This is a genomic window from Acidovorax sp. FG27 (assembly GCF_040365715.1).
In the GTDB taxonomy this organism is placed as follows: domain Bacteria; phylum Pseudomonadota; class Gammaproteobacteria; order Burkholderiales; family Burkholderiaceae_C; genus Paracidovorax.
Genome location: NZ_BAABVY010000009.1, coordinates 1,108,266 through 1,122,760, shown reverse-complemented (window position 1 = coordinate 1,122,760; position 14,495 = coordinate 1,108,266). Strand labels below are relative to the sequence as shown.

The 14,495-nt window shown below is 67.8% G+C and carries 16 protein-coding genes; 14 read left to right on the top strand and 2 right to left on the bottom strand.

All coding sequences use genetic code 11. From position 1 onward, the window contains the following. Positions 1 to 14: 14 nt before the first annotated feature. Positions 15 to 1,493 (top strand): glutamate synthase subunit beta, encoded by a 1,479-nt coding sequence (locus ABWV53_RS12105; protein WP_353366154.1) that lies wholly within the window; start codon positions 15 to 17, stop codon positions 1,491 to 1,493. A 164-nt stretch (positions 1,494 to 1,657) separates the two neighbouring features. Here ABWV53_RS12105 and ABWV53_RS12100 read toward each other — a convergent pair whose 3' ends face one another. Both ABWV53_RS12100 and ABWV53_RS12095 read right to left on the bottom strand, forming a co-directional pair. Continuing rightward, positions 1,658 to 3,172, bottom strand: coding sequence for a CoA-acylating methylmalonate-semialdehyde dehydrogenase (locus ABWV53_RS12100; protein WP_353366152.1), 1,515 nt, complete (start codon positions 3,170 to 3,172; stop codon positions 1,658 to 1,660). A 34-nt stretch (positions 3,173 to 3,206) separates the two neighbouring features. Further along, the gene (locus ABWV53_RS12095) at positions 3,207 to 4,424 is read right to left on the bottom strand and encodes an ABC transporter substrate-binding protein (RefSeq protein ID WP_353366150.1); all 1,218 of its coding nucleotides are present in this window, start codon (positions 4,422 to 4,424) and stop codon (positions 3,207 to 3,209) included. A 148-nt stretch (positions 4,425 to 4,572) separates the two neighbouring features. Between ABWV53_RS12095 and ABWV53_RS12090 the strand changes: the two genes are divergently transcribed. The 13 genes from ABWV53_RS12090 (at position 4,573) to ABWV53_RS12030 (ending at position 14,466) form a co-directional block, all read left to right on the top strand. Beyond that, positions 4,573 to 5,487, top strand: coding sequence for a LysR family transcriptional regulator (locus tag ABWV53_RS12090; RefSeq protein WP_353366148.1), 915 nt, complete (start codon positions 4,573 to 4,575; stop codon positions 5,485 to 5,487). A 99-nt stretch (positions 5,488 to 5,586) separates the two neighbouring features. Then, positions 5,587 to 6,387, top strand: coding sequence for an amino acid ABC transporter substrate-binding protein (locus ABWV53_RS12085; protein WP_353366146.1), 801 nt, complete (start codon positions 5,587 to 5,589; stop codon positions 6,385 to 6,387). Positions 6,388 to 6,580: 193 nt separating this feature from the next. Continuing rightward, complete coding sequence (locus ABWV53_RS12080; protein WP_353366144.1) at positions 6,581 to 7,234, top strand: amino acid ABC transporter permease; 654 nt, start codon at positions 6,581 to 6,583, stop codon at positions 7,232 to 7,234. Continuing rightward, positions 7,215 to 8,009, top strand: coding sequence for an amino acid ABC transporter ATP-binding protein (locus ABWV53_RS12075; protein WP_353366142.1), 795 nt, complete (start codon positions 7,215 to 7,217; stop codon positions 8,007 to 8,009). Before ABWV53_RS12080 ends, ABWV53_RS12075 begins: the two co-directional genes overlap by 20 nt. A gap of 223 nt (positions 8,010 to 8,232) precedes the next feature. Continuing rightward, a complete protein-coding gene (locus tag ABWV53_RS12070; protein ID WP_353366140.1) occupies positions 8,233 to 9,063 on the top strand; it encodes an ABC transporter ATP-binding protein in 831 nt (276 codons plus the stop codon). Next, positions 9,060 to 9,842: a lipid asymmetry maintenance ABC transporter permease subunit MlaE gene (mlaE, locus tag ABWV53_RS12065; RefSeq protein WP_353366138.1), complete on the top strand. Its 783-nt coding sequence runs from the start codon at positions 9,060 to 9,062 to the stop codon at positions 9,840 to 9,842. The genes ABWV53_RS12070 and mlaE overlap by 4 nt, the downstream gene beginning before the upstream one ends. A 55-nt stretch (positions 9,843 to 9,897) precedes the next feature. Then, on the top strand, positions 9,898 to 10,380 hold the full coding sequence (gene mlaD / locus ABWV53_RS12060) for an outer membrane lipid asymmetry maintenance protein MlaD (protein WP_353366136.1): 483 nt from the start codon (positions 9,898 to 9,900) through the stop codon (positions 10,378 to 10,380). A gap of 2 nt (positions 10,381 to 10,382) precedes the next feature. Continuing rightward, complete coding sequence (locus tag ABWV53_RS12055) at positions 10,383 to 11,219, top strand: MlaA family lipoprotein (RefSeq protein WP_353366134.1); 837 nt, start codon at positions 10,383 to 10,385, stop codon at positions 11,217 to 11,219. A gap of 229 nt (positions 11,220 to 11,448) precedes the next feature. Beyond that, on the top strand, positions 11,449 to 12,096 hold the full coding sequence (locus ABWV53_RS12050; protein WP_353366132.1) for an MlaC/ttg2D family ABC transporter substrate-binding protein: 648 nt from the start codon (positions 11,449 to 11,451) through the stop codon (positions 12,094 to 12,096). Positions 12,097 to 12,113: 17 nt separating this feature from the next. Beyond that, positions 12,114 to 12,383: an STAS domain-containing protein gene (locus ABWV53_RS12045; RefSeq protein WP_056668683.1), complete on the top strand. Its 270-nt coding sequence runs from the start codon at positions 12,114 to 12,116 to the stop codon at positions 12,381 to 12,383. A gap of 123 nt (positions 12,384 to 12,506) precedes the next feature. Further along, the gene (locus tag ABWV53_RS12040; protein ID WP_353366130.1) at positions 12,507 to 13,457 is read left to right on the top strand and encodes an ABC transporter ATP-binding protein; all 951 of its coding nucleotides are present in this window, start codon (positions 12,507 to 12,509) and stop codon (positions 13,455 to 13,457) included. After that, positions 13,454 to 14,209: an ABC transporter permease gene (locus tag ABWV53_RS12035; RefSeq protein ID WP_353366128.1), complete on the top strand. Its 756-nt coding sequence runs from the start codon at positions 13,454 to 13,456 to the stop codon at positions 14,207 to 14,209. The genes ABWV53_RS12040 and ABWV53_RS12035 overlap by 4 nt, the downstream gene beginning before the upstream one ends. A gap of 8 nt (positions 14,210 to 14,217) precedes the next feature. Continuing rightward, entirely contained in the window at positions 14,218 to 14,466 is a 249-nt protein-coding gene (locus ABWV53_RS12030; protein WP_353366126.1) for a BolA family protein, read from the top strand. Positions 14,467 to 14,495: the final 29 nt, after the last annotated feature.

Genomic DNA, 14,495 nt, shown 5'->3' with positions numbered 1-14,495 from the left:
TCAGGACAGACATCATGGGAAAGACCACCGGCTTCATGGAGTACGAGCGCATCGAGGAGGGCTACCGCCCGCCGTCCGAGCGCCTGAAGCACTACAAGGAATTCGTCATCGGCCTCGATGACCAGCAAGCCAAGATCCAGGGCGCGCGCTGCATGGACTGCGGCACGCCGTTCTGCAACAACGGCTGCCCGGTCAACAACATCATTCCGGACTTCAACGACCTGGTCTATCAGCAGGACTGGAAGAGCGCCATCGCCGTGCTGCACAGCACGAACAACTTCCCCGAGTTCACCGGCCGCATCTGCCCCGCGCCCTGCGAGGCCGCCTGCGTGCTGAACGTGAATGACGACCCGGTGGGCATCAAGTCCATCGAGCACGCCATCATCGACCGCGCCTGGGCCGAGGGCTGGGTCAAACCGCTGGTGCCCAAGCACAAGACCGGCAAGAAGATCGCCGTGGTGGGCTCGGGCCCCGCCGGCATGGCGGCGGCGCAGCAGCTGGCGCGCGTGGGCCACGACGTGACCCTGTTCGAGAAGAACGACCGCATCGGCGGCCTGCTGCGCTACGGCATTCCCGACTTCAAGATGGAGAAGTCGCACATCGACCGCCGTGCAGAGCAGATGGTCGCCGAGGGCGTGACCATCCGTACTGGCGTGTTCATCGGCGCGGCCAAGGACGGCCTGGGCAAGGGTTCCAAGGTCACCAACTGGGCCAAGGAAACCATCAGCCCCGAGCAGTTGCAGAAGGACTTCGACGCCGTGCTGCTAACGGGCGGCGCCGAGCAATCGCGCGACCTGCCGGTGCCCGGCCGCGACCTGGACGGCGTGCACTTCGCCATGGAATTCCTGCCCCAGCAGAACAAGGTCAACGCCGGCGACAAGCTCAAGGGCCAGCTGCGCGCAGACGGCAAGCACGTCATCGTGATCGGCGGCGGCGACACCGGCAGCGACTGCGTGGGCACCAGCAACCGCCACGGCGCGGCGAGCGTCACGCAGTTCGAGCTGATGCCCCAGCCGCCCGAGGAAGAGAACCGCCCGCTGACCTGGCCCTACTGGCCGATCAAGCTGCGCACCAGCTCCAGCCACGAAGAAGGCTGCGAGCGCGAGTTCGCCATCTCCACCAAGGAACTGCTGGGCGAGAAGGGCAAGGTCACCGGCCTGAAGACCGTGCGCGTCGAATGGAAGGACGGCAAGATGGTCGAGGTCGCCGGCTCCGAGCAGGTGCTGAAGGCCGACCTGGTGCTGCTGGCCATGGGCTTCGTGAGCCCGGTCGCCGCCGTGCTGGACGCCTTCGGCGTGGACAAGGATGCGCGTGGCAATGCCAAGGCGACGACCGACTTCGACGGCGGTTACGCCACCAACGTGCCCAAGGTGTTCGCCGCCGGCGACATCCGCCGCGGCCAGTCGCTGGTGGTCTGGGCCATCCGCGAAGGCCGCCAGGCCGCACGGGCGGTGGACGAATTCCTGATGGGCTACTCCGACCTGCCGCGTTGAGCGAATCGGCCTGCGGGCCGCTCCAGGACAAACGGCGCCGCGAGGCGCCGTTTGTCATTGCAGGCCAGGCAGTGCATGCATCCATCGGGCTTTTGCTATTAAATATATAGCGTCATGCCCTGGTGGAACAAGCGCTACAGCCCTGTTTCATTCAAATTCCAGCGTCACTTCATGGTGATGGTGGTGTTCACCCCATCAGAGCGAGCGCCTTCCTCGTACCAGCGCGCCGTCACCGTCTTGGTCTGCGTCCAGAACTGCACCGCCTGCTTGCCGTTCGGCCCCAGGTCGCCCAGCTTGGAGGCGCGCGAGCCGGTGAAGCTGAAGTAGGCCACCGGCACCGGAATCGGCACGTTGATGCCGACCTGGCCCACGTTGATGTCGTGCTGGTACTTGCGCGCCGCCCAGCCGCTGCTGGTGAAGATGGAGGTGCCGTTGCCGTTCGGGTTGCGGTTGATGAAGGCGATGGCGTCCTCCAGCGTGTCGACGCACACCACGTTGAGCACCGGGCCAAAGATCTCCTGCTGGTAGATGTCCATGGCGTCGGTCACGTCGGCGAAGACTGTGGGGCCGACGAAGTTGCCCTTCTCGTGGCCGGGCACCACGCAGTCGCGGCCGTCCAGCAGCAGGCGGGCGCCCTGGGCCTGGCCGGCGGCGATCAGGTCCACCACCCGCTGCTTGGCGCGCGGGTTGACCAGCGGGCCCAGGTCGGCGCGGCGGTCGGTGCCGGGGCCGACCTTCATGGCGCGCGACTTGTCCACCAGCTCGGGCAGCCAGTCGCGGGCCGCGCCCACCAGCACGGCCACCGAATTGGCCATGCAGCGCTGGCCCGCCGCGCCGAACGCGGAACCCAGCAGGTTGTTGAGCGCATGCTCCTTGGGCGCGTCGGGCATGACCACGCAGTGGTTCTTGGCGCCCATCATCGACTGCACGCGCTTGCCCGCCTCGCTGGCGCGGCGGTAGATGTGCGTGCCGACATGGGTGGAGCCGATGAACGACAGCGCCTTGATGTCCGGGTGGTCGCACAGCATGTCGGCCACCTCGGGCCCGCCGTGCACCACGTTCAGCACGCCGGGCGGCACGCCCGCTTCGTGCGCCAGCTCCACCAGCCGCATGGTGGAGCTCGGGTCCTGCTCGGAGGGCTTGAGCACGAAGGTGTTGCCGCAGGCGATGGCCATCGGGAACATGAAGCAGGGCAGCATCACCGGGAAGTTGAAGGCGGTGATGCCCGCGCCCACGCCCAGCGGCTGCATCAGGTTGTACACGTCCACGCCGGTGGCGGCGTTCTCGGCGATCTCGCCCAGCTGCAGCGTGGTGATCGAGCAGGCGTGCTCCACCACCTCCAGCCCGCGGCCGACTTCGCCCTCGGCGTCGGGCAGCGTCTTGCCGTGCTCGCGGGTGATGAGCTGGGCCAGCTCGGCCGTGTGCTCGCGGATCAGATTCTGCAGCCGCAGCATGACGCGCATGCGTGCGCCCAGCGACGTGCTGCGCCAGGTCTGGAAGGCCTCCTGCGCGGTGGCGACGGCCAGGTCCACTTCCTCGCGGGTGGCGAAGGGCACGCGGGCCACCACCTCCTGCGTGGCGGGGTTGGTCACGTCGCGCCACTCGGTGCTCCGCGACGGGTAGGGCTTGCCGCCGATGAAGTGGTGGATGGTGGCGGGCTGGGATGCGGATGCGGTCATGGGCTGATGCTGTCTGGAGGGAAGAGGGGATGCGTCACTGCTTCACCAGCGGGCAGCTCGACTGCGCCAGCGGTTTGAAGGCGGTGGCGGCGGGGATGGTGCTCACCGTCTTGTAGTAGTCCCAGGCGCCCTTGGACTCGTTCGGCGCCTTGACCTGGAAGAGGTACATGTCATGGATCACGCGCCCATCGGGGCGGATGCTGGCGTTGCGCATCACCGGGTCGTCGATGGGCAGCTCCCGCATCTTGCGGGCCACGGCCTTCGACTCGTCCGTCTTGGCCGCCGCCACCGACTTCAGGTAGTGCAGCACGCTCGAATACACGCCAGCCTGCACCAGGGTCGGCTTGTAGCCCTTGTGCAGCTTCTCGAAGCGGGTGGCGAAGGCGCGGGTCTTGTCGTCCATGTCCCAGTAGAAGCCTTCGGAGAACATCAGGCCCTGCGCCTGGCGCAGCCCCAGCGAATGCACGTCGGTCAGGAACATCAGCAGCGACGCCACCTTCTGGTCCTTGGTGCCGATGCCGAACTCGCGCGCCGCCTTGATGGCGTTGACCGTGTCCTGCGCGCCGTTGGCCAGGCCGATCACCTGGGCCTTGGAGTTCTGCGCCTGCAGGATGAACGAGGAGAAATCGCTCGCGTTCAGCGGATGGCGCACGCTGCCGACCACCGTGCCGCCGTTGGCCTGCACCATGGCTCTCGCGTCCTTTTCCAGCGAATGGCCGAAGGCGTAGTCCACGGTGATGAAGTACCAGCTCTTGTCGCCGTTGCGCGTCAGGGCCGCAGCGGCGCCCGAGGCCGAGGAGTAGGTGTCGAACATCCAGTGAAAGCCGTTCTCCGCGCATTCCTCGTCGGTCAGGCGCGTGGTCGCCGGGCCGCTGTAGAGGGCGATGCCGCCCTTTTCGCGCACCAGCTTCTGTACCGCCAGGGCGGCGGCGGAATTGGTGATGTCGGCGATGGCGTCCACCCCGTCGCGGTCCAGCCACTCGCGCGTCTTGGTGGCGGCGATGTCGGCCTTGTTCTGGTGATCGGCGCTCACCACGTCGATCTTCATGCCCTGGCAGTCGGCTTTCAGGCAGTCCTCCACCGCCATGCGCGCCGCCACCACCGAGCCGGCGCCGCCCATGCCGGAATAGGGGCCGGCCATGTCGGTGAGCACGCCGATCCTCACCGTGTCGCCCGAAAACTGGGCGGATGCCTGGCTGGCCGCGCCGAGCGCGAGTACCGCGCAGGCCAGCGCGTGTCTGTTCAATCGCATGGTTTGTCTCCTTGGGTCTTTTTTTGTAGGGCGGGCCAGGCGCTCGCCGTGCCCAAAACCACTGTAAGCCAGCACTTCTGCAACCAGTTAGGGCGTTTGGGCATATCGTTCTTGCAAATTTGCAATCCCTCGCCCAATCACCCTCGCCATGGCCATCGCTCACACCAACTGGGACAACCTGCGCCTCTTCCTCATGGTGGTGCGGGCCGGTTCCGCCCAGGAAGCCGCCCGCCGCCTGGAGGTCGATCACTCCACCGTCACCCGCCGCCTGCACAAGCTCGAAAAGGAACTGGGCGCGCAGCTGTTCGAGCGCACGCCGGCCGGGCTGGTGCTGACCCAGACCGGGCACCGCCTGCTGGAACATGCGGAGCAGATGGAGAACGCCATGGTGCGGGTGAGCGAAGACATCGGCGGCGAGCGGCACGCGCTGACCGGCCAGGTGCGGCTGGGCGCCACCGAGGGTTTCGGCAGCTTCTTCCTGGCGCAGCACCTGGGCGAATTCACCGCCCGGCACCCGGGCATCGAGGTCGAGCTGCTCATCGTGCCGCGCTTCATCAACCTGTCGCAGCGCGAGGCCGACCTGGCCGTGAACATCGAGCGGCCGCAGGCCAGCGGCCAGGTCTGCAGCAAGCTGTGCGACTACCGGCTGCGCCTCTATGCCAGCCGGGACTACCTGGCCCGCCACCCGCCCATAGCCCGGCCGGCCGACCTGCAGGGCCACCGCTTCGTCGGCTATGTGGAGGAACTGGTGTTCAGCAACGCGCTGCGCTACTTCGCCGAGGCCGTGCCGCAGGCGCACACCGCGCTGCGCAGCACCAGCGTGGTGGCGCAGTACCAGTGGGCCTGCGCAGGGCAGGGGCTGGCGGTGCTGCCCTGCTTCATGGCCGCGCACCAGCCGCAACTGGTGCCGGTGCTGGCCGACGTGATCGACGTGCAGCGCACCTTCTGGGTGGCCGCGCCCGCGAACCGGCGTAACCTGGCCCGGGTGCGCGCGGTGTGGGACTTTCTGCGGGACACCGTGGAGCGGCATCGCCAGCTGTTGATGGGCGGCGGCGGGGCTTGATCCGGCGTGGCGACGCGCCCGCGCCTTCGGTGGGACAATCGCGGGTTCGGCCCGGGCATGCCCGGGCGTTTTCTTTTGTCCCCAAGGATTCGTCACGCCATGAAGAAATTCGCCACCGCCGCCCTGTTCACCCTGGGCGTCGCACTCGCCGGTTGCTCCAAGCAGGAGCCCGCCGCGCCGGCTGCTGCCGCCGTCCCCGCGCCGGCCGCCATCAGCAAGATCGTGGTGGGCCTGGACGACAACTTTCCGCCCATGGGCTTTCGCGACGACAAGAACCAGCTGGTCGGCTTCGACATCGACATGGCCCGCGAGGCCGCCAGGCGCATGGGCGCGGAGGTGGACTTCAAGCCCATCGACTGGAGCGCCAAGGAGGCCGAACTGTCGGGCCAGCGCGTGGATGCGCTGTGGAATGGTCTCACCATCACCGAAGAGCGCAAGCAGAACATCGCCTTCACCGCGCCCTACATGGAAAACCACCAGATCGTCGTGGTGCCCGCGCAGTCGGCCATCAAGACGAAGGCCGACCTCGCCGGCAAGACCGTCGGCGCGCAGGACGGCTCCAGCGCCGTGGATGCGGTGAAGAAGGACGACGCGGTGTTCAAGTCGTTCAAGGCATTCAAGACCTTCGGCGACAACGTGACCGCGCTGATGGATCTCTCCACCGGCCGGCTGGACGCCGTGGTGGTCGATGAAGTGGTGGGCCGCTACTACGTCGCCAAAAAGCCGCAGGACTATGCCGTGCTGGAAGACAACTTCGGCACCGAGGACTACGGCGTCGGCGTGCGCAAGGACGACACCGCCCTGCAGGGCCGCCTGGATGCGGCGCTGGGCGAGATGAAGCAGGACGGCACGGCCGCCAGGATCGCCGAGCAGTGGTTCGGCAAGAACATCATCAAATAACTTCGGCGCATCCCCTGGGCGGCTTCTCCGCTTCCCCCTTCTCTCGCCTCGCTGCGCGATGCGGGAAGGGGGACGCAGCCGGCGCGGCGGGGCGGCCCTTGCGCGGCTGCCGCTGGTATGGGGCCGCGCTAGCGCCTGGGGCTTGGGCCCTGCCAGTCGCTGCACTGCAGACAACAGACTTCGTAGCAGATAGATGGATTACGTTCTTTCCCTTCTGGGGCCGCTGGCGCAGGGCGCGTCGGTCACCCTGAAGCTCTTTGTCATCACGCTCGCGCTGGCGGTGCCGCTGGGGCTGGTGCTCGCGCTGGCGCGCACCTCGCGCTGGCGGCTGCTGTCGGGCGTGGTCAACGGCTACATCTGGCTCATGCGCGGCACGCCGCTCATGCTGCAGATGCTGTTCATCTACTTCGCGCTGCCGTTCGTGCCGGTCATCGGCGTGCGGCTGCCGGACTTTCCGGCGGCGGTGGTGGCGTTCGCGCTCAACTACGCGGCCTACTTCGCCGAGATCTTCCGCGCCGGCATCCAGTCGGTGGACCGGGGCCAGTACGAGGCCGCCCGCGTACTGGGCATGACCTACGGCCAGACCATGCGCCGCATCGTGCTGCCGCAGATGGTGCGCCGCGTGCTGCCGCCCATGAGCAACGAGACGATCACCCTGGTCAAGGACACCTCGCTCATCTACGTGCTGGCCCTGAACGACCTGCTGCGCGCCGCGCGCGGCTTCGTGCAGCGCGACTTCACGACCACGCCGTTCATCGTGGCGGCGGCTTTCTACCTTCTCATGACCCTGGTGCTGACCTGGGGCTTCCAGCGGCTGGAGCGGCGCTATGCCAAGCACGACGAGTAACGACCCCGCTGGCGCCGCGCCGATGATCGAGGCGCGGGACCTCCACAAGGCCTTCGGGCGCACCCAGGTGCTGCAGGGCGTGTCGCTGTCGCTGCGCCGGGGAGAAGTGGTGGCCGTGATCGGCCCCTCGGGTTCCGGCAAGAGCACCTTCCTGCGCTGCCTGAACCGGCTGGAGACCATCGACCGGGGCCACGTCGCCATCGGCGGCGAGGTGCTGGCCACGACCGATGCCGAAGGCCGCTGCAGCTACGTGCCCGAGGCCGAGCTGCGCCGCATCTGCCGCAAGACCGGCATGGTGTTCCAGCACTTCAACCTGTTCCCGCACCTGACCGTGCTGCAGAACGTGATCGAGGCGCCGATGGTGGTGCAGGGCGTGCCGCGCGACGCGGCCATCGCCCGGGCCGAGGCGCTGCTGGCCAAGGTCGGCCTGGCGGAAAAGCGCAACAACTACCCGGCGCGGCTGTCGGGCGGGCAGAAGCAGCGCGTCGCCATCGCCCGGGCGCTGGCCATGGAGCCGGAGATCATGCTGTTCGACGAGCCCACCTCGGCGCTGGACCCCGAACTCACTGGCGAGGTGCTGCGCACCATGCGCGCCCTGGCGCAGGAGCACATGACCATGCTGGTGGTGACGCACGAGATGGGCTTCGCGCGCGAGGTGGCGCACACGGCGGTGTTCATGGACCAGGGCCGCATCGTCGAGTCGGGCCCGGCCGCCGCGTTGTTTGCCCAACCTCGGCACGATCGCACCCGGGGCTTTCTGCGCAGCATGCTGTGATTTGCGGTTGCAACATCGATGCGGGGTGTTTTCGATTCGAATCGGCCTCCCGCGCAGGCACATCAAGCGCGTTAAGCTATGAAAAATATAGCAATTCCAAGGGGTGAAATCTGCAAACATGCATGCATGTATGTTTAAGGTACCATCGTCCCACAGCCGCTTTTCCCGTCTGCGGAGACAATTCGCCGCGTCCCCGTTCCATCACCGCCGACTTCACCCTCGCATGCCATCCCCCACCGCCCTGGTCGAACTGCGCAACGTCACGTTCTCGTACGGAGACCGCGTGATCCTGCGCGACGTGTCGCTGGCGGTGCCGCTTGGCAAGGTCACGGCGCTGATGGGCGCCTCCGGCGGCGGCAAGACGACGGTGCTGCGCCTGATCGGCGGCCAGCAGAAGGCACAGCAGGGCGAAGTGCTGGTGGACGGGCAGGACGTCGGCCGCATGGACTCGGGTGCGCTCTATGCCGCCCGCCGGCGCATGGGCATGCTGTTCCAGTTCGGCGCGCTGTTCACCGACATGAGCGTGTTCGAGAACGTGGCCTTTCCGTTGCGCGAGCACACCGACCTACCTGAGGAGCTGATCCGCGACATCGTGCTGATGAAGCTGCACGCGGTGGGCCTGCGCGGGGCGCGGGAGCTCATGCCCAGCCAGATCTCCGGCGGCATGGCCCGCCGCGTGGCGCTGGCGCGGGCCATCGCGCTCGACCCGCAGCTCATCATGTACGACGAGCCCTTCGCCGGACTCGACCCCATCTCCCTGGGTATCGCCGCGCAGCTGATCCGCCAACTGAACGACGCCATGGGCCTGACCACGCTGGTGGTTTCGCACGACGTGGAGGAAACCTTCCGCGTGGCCGACCACGTCATCGTGCTGGGGCCGGGCACCGTCGCGGCGCAGGGCACGCCGGACGAAGTGCGCGCCAGCACCGACCCGCTGGTGCGCCAGTTCGTCAACGCCCTGCCCACCGGCCCTGTGCCCTTTCATTACCCCGGCCCGACGCTGGCCGACGACTTCGGCCCGGTGGGCGGTGTGCAGGCCGGAGGTGCGCGATGAGCTGGTGGCGTCCGTCCGACGTAGGTTTCGCCGTACGCAGCAAGCTGGCCGATCTGGGGCTGGCGACGCGTCTCTTCGTGCGGCTCGTGGCGCTGGTCGGCCCCACGCTGCGGCGGCCCGCGCTGCTGCGCGACCAGATCCATTTCCTCGGCAACTATTCGCTCTCGATCATCGCCATGTCGGGCCTGTTCGTGGGCTTCGTGCTGGCGCTGCAGGGCCACAACGTGCTGCAGCGCTACGGCTCGGCCAATGCGCTGGGGCTGGTGGTCACGCTGAGCCTGGTGCGTGAACTCGGGCCCGTGGTCACCGCGCTGCTGTTCGCCGGCCGGGCGGGCACCTCGCTCACCGCCGAGATCGGCCTGATGCGCGCCGGCGAGCAGCTGTCGGCCATGGAGATGATGGCCGTGGACCCGGTGCGCCGCATCCTCGCGCCGCGCTTCTGGGGCGGCGTGATCGCCATGCCGCTGCTGGCGGCGGTGTTCAGCGCCGTCGGCGTCATCGGCGGCTGGATCGTGGGCGTGCTGATGATCGGCGTCGACACCGGCGCCTTCTGGGGCCAGATGCAAAGCGGCGTGGACGTGTTCAAGGACGTGGGCAACGGCGTCATCAAGAGCCTGGTGTTCGGCCTGGCCGTCACCTTCATCGCCGTGTTCCAGGGCTATGTCGCCAAGCCCACGCCCGAGGGCGTGTCGCGTGCCACCACCCGCACGGTGGTGGCGGCCTCGCTCGCGGTGCTGGGGCTGGACTTCATCCTCACCGCATTGATGTTCACCCTGTGAGCGGCGCGGCTGAATCTCGCGCACCGACTCACCCGATACACAAGGAAAAATTCACATGCAGCATTCCAAGAACGATCTCTGGGTGGGCCTGTTCGTACTGCTGGGCGGTGCCGCGCTGGTCTTCTTGGCCCTGCAGTCGGCCAACCTGCTGAGCCTGAACTTCCATACCGGCTACCCCATCGTCGCCAAGTTCGACAACATCGGCGGCTTGAAGCCCCAGGCGGCGGTGCGCAGCGCCGGCGTGGTGGTCGGCCGCGTGCAGTCCATCACCTTCGACGACCAGACCTTCCGCGCCAACGTGACGCTGGACCTGGACAAGCGCTACGCCTTCCCGAAGGACAGCTCGTTCAAGATCCTCACCAGCGGCCTGCTGGGAGACCAATACATCGGCGTGGAAGCCGGTGCCGACGAAAAGAACCTGGCCGCAGGCGACGTGGTGACCGCCACGCAGTCGGCCATCGTGCTGGAAAACCTGATCGGACAGTTCCTGTACGGCAAGGCCGAAGAGGGCGCCTCGGGCGCGGGAAACAAGAAATGACAATGACAAACCACATCCACCACCTGCCGGCAGCCGCCCGGCGCGGCGCAGGCTCCGCCTCGCTGGCCATCGGCGCATTGCTGCTGGCCGGCTGCGCCACCGGCCCCGACGCCAACCCGCGCGACCCGCTCGAGCCCTACAACCGCACGATGACGCGCTTCAACGACCAGGTCGACCGCGCCGTCTTCAAGCCCGTCGCCACCGCCTACCGCGACACCGTGCCCTCGCCCGTCCGCACCGGCGTCAGCAACTTCTTCTCGAACCTGAACGACGTCTGGTCTTTCGTGAACAACGTGCTGCAGCTGAAGGGCAGCGAGGCCATGGACAGCCTCGTGCGCTTCAACGTCAACACCGTGTTCGGCCTGGGCGGCGTGCTCGACATCGCCTCGGAAATGGGCATTCCCCGCCGCCGCACCGACTTCGGCCTGACCCTGGGCAGCTACGGCGTGCCGACCGGCCCCTACCTGGTGCTGCCGCTGCTGGGCCCCTCCACCGTGCGCGACACGGTGGCGCTGCCGGTCGATGCGCGTGGCAACCTGCTGCAGGTGGTCGATCCGGTGTCGGCCCGCAACCAGCTCTACGCCCTGCGCCTGGTGGACACCCGTGCCAACCTGCTGTCGGCAGGCAATGTGCTGGAGACCGCCGCGCTGGACCGTTACACCTTCACCCGCGACGTGTACCTGCGCGTGCGCGCCCAGGAGGTCGACCCCATCGGGTTCGGCAACAGCAGCGGCGGCAGCGGCGGCAACGCCACCGGCGCGGGCGGCGGCAACGCGACCAACAACAACGACGACGGCTACGACCCGGACGCCGGCAAACTGCCGCCCGAGCCGAACTGAGCGCCGTTCGCCCCGTATCGGGGGGGCGTGTCGGCTAAGGCGCCGACACCGGCGCGGGCCGAGTCCCGTGGGCGGCACGGCGCACTGCATGTCGCTGGCGCGGCTGTTGCATCGACTTGCAACCGGGTACTCGTCCGACGCATTGCGCGCGGGCTGAAATCCCACAATGCCGCTTGAACCCATGGCAGGCGCACTCGTTGGTGCCTGCCCGACGAAAGGAATGAAAAAGATGACGATTCTGCGACGCGATCTGGGCCGCTGGGCCCTGGCACTGGCCGCTGCCACCACACTGGCGGGCCCCATGGCGGCCTGGGCGGCCGATGAAGCCCCCGACGAGCTGGTACGGCGCCTGTCCTCCGACGTGCTCGAGAAAGTGCGCGCCGACAAGTCGCTGCAGCGTGGCGACATCAACCGCGTGGTGGCCCTGGTCGACCAGACCATCCTGCCGCACGTGAATTTCCGCCGCATGACGGCCGCCGCCGCCGGCCCCGCCTGGCGCCAGGCCACGCCGCAGCAGCAGGCGCGCCTGCAGGACGAATTCAAGACCCTGCTCATCCGCACCTATTCGGGCGCACTGAACCAGGTCAGCGACCAGACCATCACCGTCAAGCCCCTGCGCATGTCGCCGGAAGACAAGGACGTGCTGGTGCGCACCGAGATCAAGGGCCGGGGCGAGCCGGTGCAGCTGGACTACCGCCTCGAGAAGACCCCGGGCGAGGGCGCGGGCTGGAAGGTCTACAACCTCAACGTGATGGGCGTGTGGCTGGTCGATACCTACCGCAGCCAGTTTGCCCAGGAGATCAATGCCAAGGGCATTGACGGCCTGATCGAGTCGCTGGCCGCGCGCAACAAGACCAACGCCGGCAAGACCAGCTGATCGGTACCGAGGCTCGCATGCTGGTGCTTCCGCCCGAACTGACCCATGCGCAGGCCACCGCGAGCCTGCGCATGCTGCTGGAAGGCCTGAAGGCCTACCGCGACCCGGCGCTGGTGGTGGACGCCACGGCGCTAACCACCTTCGATTCGTCCGCGCTGGCCGTGCTGCTCGAGTGCCGCCGCAACGCGCTCTCCGAGGGCAAGACCTTCGCCGTCAAGTCGCTGCCCCCCGCGCTGGCCACCCTGGCCGGCCTCTACGGCGTGGACGAGCTCCTGCCCGCCGCCTGAACCCCGCCCGCCCACACCCGGGCGCCCCCGCTGCGCCGCGCCGCGTGCCGGGCGGCCCGGCGCCGATGGCCCCGGGCCCACCGCTTGCACACCGAGGCCGTAAAATCGCGGGCTCCCATGCCCATGCCCGCCGTCTCCTTCCAATCCGTCTCCAAGACCTTCCACACGGCCAAGGGCCCTTTCCAGGCGCTCGATGGCGTCAGCCTTGACATCGAGGAGGGCGAGTTCTTCGGCCTGCTGGGCCCCAACGGCGCCGGCAAGACCACACTCATCAGCATCCTTGCCGGGCTGGCGCGTGCCACCGGCGGCCGCGTGCTGGTGCAGGGCAGCGACGTGCAGTCCGACTACGCCGCCGCCCGCCGCAAGCTGGGCGTGGTGCCGCAGGAGCTGGTGTTCGACCCGTTCTTCAACGTGCGCGAGGCGCTGCGCATCCAGTCCGGCTACTTCGGGGTGAAGAACAACGACGCCTGGATCGACGAGCTGCTCGAAAACCTGGGCCTGGCCGACAAGGCCACGTCCAACATGCGCCAGCTCTCGGGCGGCATGAAGCGCCGCGTGCTGGTCGCGCAGGCGCTGGTGCACAAGCCGCCCATCATCGTGCTGGACGAGCCGACGGCCGGGGTCGACGTGGAATTGCGCCAGACGCTGTGGCAGTTCGTCGCCCGCCTCAACAAGCAGGGCCACACGGTGCTGCTCACCACCCACTACCTGGAAGAGGCCGAAGCGCTCTGCAACCGCATCGCCATGCTCAAGCGCGGCGCCAGCGGCGGGCAGGTGGTGGCGCTGGCCACCACGTCCGAGCTGCTGCAGGCCGCTTCGGGCAGCGTGCTGCAGTTCAAGACCGACGTGGCGCTGCCCCCGGCGCTGGCGGTGCTGGCGCGGGTCACCGGCCGCATCGTGCAGCTGCCGGCCCAGGACGCGGCCGAGATCGAAAGCCACCTGGCCGCGCTGCGCGTGGCGGGCGTGGACGTGCACGACCTGGAGATTCGCCGCCCCGACCTGGAGGACGTGTTCCTGCAGGTGATGTCCGGCACCTCGGCCTCCAACATTCCCCTGGGCGAGGTGGCGCTATGACCGGCTGGCAGACCCTGTTCTACAAGGAGATCCTGCGGTTCTGGAAGGTGAGCTTCCAGACCGTCGCCGCGCCGGTGCTCACCGCCGTGCTCTACCTGCTGATCTTCGGCCACGTGCTCGAAGACCACGTGAAGGTCTACGACCGCATCGGCTACACCGCGTTCCTGGTGCCGGGCCTGGTGATGATGAGCATCCTGCAGAACGCCTTCGCCAACAGCTCGTCCAGCCTGGTGCAGAGCAAGATCATGGGCAGCCTCGTCTTCGTACTGCTCACGCCGCTGTCGCACTGGGGCTGGTTCGTGGCGTACGTGGGCTCGTCCATCGTGCGCGGGCTGGCTGTGGGGCTGGGGGTGTTCGTGGTTACGCTGGCGTTTGCCCGGCCCGAATTCGCCGCGCCGCTCTGGATCGTGGTGTTCGCGCTGCTGGGCGCCGCGCTGCTGGCCACGCTGGGCCTGATCGCGGGCCTCTGGGCCGACAAGTTCGACCAGATGGCGGCCTTCCAGAATTTCGTCATCGTGCCCATGACCTTCCTCTCGGGCGTCTTCTACTCCATCCAGTCGCTGCCGCCCTTCTGGCAGACCGTGAGCCATCTGAACCCGTTCTTCTACATGATCGACGGCTTCCGCTACGGCTTTTTCGGGCAGAGCGATACGTCCCCGTGGCTGAGCCTGGCCATCGTCGGCTTCGCCTGGCTGGCCGTGAGCGCGCTGGCCGTGCACCTGCTGCGCACCGGCTACAAGATCAGAAACTGAAAAACCCCATGACCGCAGACGACCTCAAGCACCTCATCGCCTCCGGCCTCGCATGCGAGCACATCGCGCTCGAAGGCGACGGCCGCCACTGGTACGCCACCATCGTGTCGTCCGAGTTCGAGGGCAAGCGCGCCATCCAGCGCCACCAGCGCGTCTACGCCACCCTGGGCACCAAGATGCACACCGACGAGGTGCACGCCCTGTCGATGAAGACCTTCACCCCCGCCGAATGGGCGGCGCAGCCGTCGAACGGCTGAGTCGGTACTCGATTCGCTATAAAAATAAT

Excerpts from the sequence above, each read along its gene's own strand:
- ABWV53_RS12105 (WP_353366154.1), top strand. The coding sequence starts at position 15 with ATGGGAAAGACCACCGGCTTCATGGAGTACGAGCGCATCGAGGAGGGC.
- ABWV53_RS12100 (WP_353366152.1), bottom strand. The coding sequence starts at position 3,172 with ATGACCGCATCCGCATCCCAGCCCGCCACCATCCACCACTTCATCGGC.
- ABWV53_RS12095 (WP_353366150.1), bottom strand. The coding sequence starts at position 4,424 with ATGCGATTGAACAGACACGCGCTGGCCTGCGCGGTACTCGCGCTCGGC.
- ABWV53_RS12090 (WP_353366148.1), top strand. The coding sequence starts at position 4,573 with ATGGCCATCGCTCACACCAACTGGGACAACCTGCGCCTCTTCCTCATG.
- ABWV53_RS12085 (WP_353366146.1), top strand. The coding sequence starts at position 5,587 with ATGAAGAAATTCGCCACCGCCGCCCTGTTCACCCTGGGCGTCGCACTC.
- ABWV53_RS12080 (WP_353366144.1), top strand. The coding sequence starts at position 6,581 with ATGGATTACGTTCTTTCCCTTCTGGGGCCGCTGGCGCAGGGCGCGTCG.
- ABWV53_RS12075 (WP_353366142.1), top strand. The coding sequence starts at position 7,215 with ATGCCAAGCACGACGAGTAACGACCCCGCTGGCGCCGCGCCGATGATC.
- ABWV53_RS12070 (WP_353366140.1), top strand. The coding sequence starts at position 8,233 with ATGCCATCCCCCACCGCCCTGGTCGAACTGCGCAACGTCACGTTCTCG.
- mlaE (WP_353366138.1), top strand. The coding sequence starts at position 9,060 with ATGAGCTGGTGGCGTCCGTCCGACGTAGGTTTCGCCGTACGCAGCAAG.
- mlaD (WP_353366136.1), top strand. The coding sequence starts at position 9,898 with ATGCAGCATTCCAAGAACGATCTCTGGGTGGGCCTGTTCGTACTGCTG.
- ABWV53_RS12055 (WP_353366134.1), top strand. The coding sequence starts at position 10,383 with ATGACAAACCACATCCACCACCTGCCGGCAGCCGCCCGGCGCGGCGCA.
- ABWV53_RS12050 (WP_353366132.1), top strand. The coding sequence starts at position 11,449 with ATGACGATTCTGCGACGCGATCTGGGCCGCTGGGCCCTGGCACTGGCC.
- ABWV53_RS12045 (WP_056668683.1), top strand. The coding sequence starts at position 12,114 with ATGCTGGTGCTTCCGCCCGAACTGACCCATGCGCAGGCCACCGCGAGC.
- ABWV53_RS12040 (WP_353366130.1), top strand. The coding sequence starts at position 12,507 with ATGCCCGCCGTCTCCTTCCAATCCGTCTCCAAGACCTTCCACACGGCC.
- ABWV53_RS12035 (WP_353366128.1), top strand. The coding sequence starts at position 13,454 with ATGACCGGCTGGCAGACCCTGTTCTACAAGGAGATCCTGCGGTTCTGG.
- ABWV53_RS12030 (WP_353366126.1), top strand. The coding sequence starts at position 14,218 with ATGACCGCAGACGACCTCAAGCACCTCATCGCCTCCGGCCTCGCATGC.